1 protein-coding gene and 1 pseudogene are annotated in these 998 nt (G+C 41.9%); both read right to left on the bottom strand.

Annotation, left to right across the window (positions count from 1 at the left end; genetic code table 11):
- Window positions 1-578: pseudogene (locus AB4653_RS27190) on the bottom strand (inosine/guanosine kinase); the annotation flags it as partial.
- Between the two features lie 143 nt (window positions 579-721).
- A partial coding sequence (locus AB4653_RS27195) for a CreA family protein (RefSeq protein ID WP_372105794.1) occupies window positions 722-998 on the bottom strand: 277 nt, incomplete at its 5' end.

The raw sequence follows: 998 nt of genomic DNA on the forward strand, positions 1-998 counted from the left end.
GACACAACCAATGCTGATGCTTTCTCGAACACTTTTTCAGGAACGCTTTCAGGAAGCAGTTGGTTCATGTGGCCTTCGTTGATTGCAAACGTACGTTCACCATCTTCAGAAATAAGCGTGTAGCAACGACCAATAGGACCATCAACCGTTTGAAGGTGATTTAGATTCATACGAGAAGAAGTGCGGCAAAGGTAACGATAACCAAATGAGCCAACTTCAATCTTCTTAGACATAACGCCAAGCAATACAGATTTACTGTCTGCAAGTACGGAATAGTTGTGCAGTGTGTTGCCGATAGTATCGCCAGGGTATTGATGCGTGATCAAACCGCGCTCAACTAACTCTTCGTACAGCGCATCTGCTTTACTCTCTTCCAATACCAGTGAGTGACCTTTACTCAGCTCATATTTTTCAAGGAACGCGTTATCAACACGGGCTTCGATATCAACAATCGTTTGACCAACACCGACAATTGTTGCGCGGTGAAGCTTAGGCGTTTGTTGCATTTGGTTGACCAACGGATCACGTGCGTGAGTTGGAAAGTAGTGTTTAGATTTACGCTGTCCAGGAAACTTCATATGAAAAATACAGTGAAAAAATTTTGCCGCATGATATCACATTTTGTTTCTGATTCTTTCATTTTTATTACATTTAGAATCACCTGTACGATGTCTGTACAGGTGACTCGTTTTACTTTTCGCTTGAGGGCATTTACGTGAGCCTATTCCGCTGGGACGAGTGTTGCTGGATCAACGTAAGCCTCAGTACCCCATAGGGGAACGGTTGAAAGGCTATGCTTGAAACTGCCTTCTGTTTCTTTGGTGGTGTATGATAAGTAAAGCAGTGATTGATTCTCTGCATCGTAGATACGACGAACCTTCATTGTTTTAAAGAAGATACTTTTTGATTGTTTGAATACCACTTCACCAGATTTGCTTTTGTCTATTTTAGCAATCATTTCTGATGTAATTTCACCGGTTTGACGACAAGAGATAGAG

It is taken from the genome of Vibrio sp. 10N.222.48.A3, from assembly GCF_041475345.1.
GTDB lineage: Bacteria > Pseudomonadota > Gammaproteobacteria > Enterobacterales > Vibrionaceae > Vibrio > Vibrio tasmaniensis_A.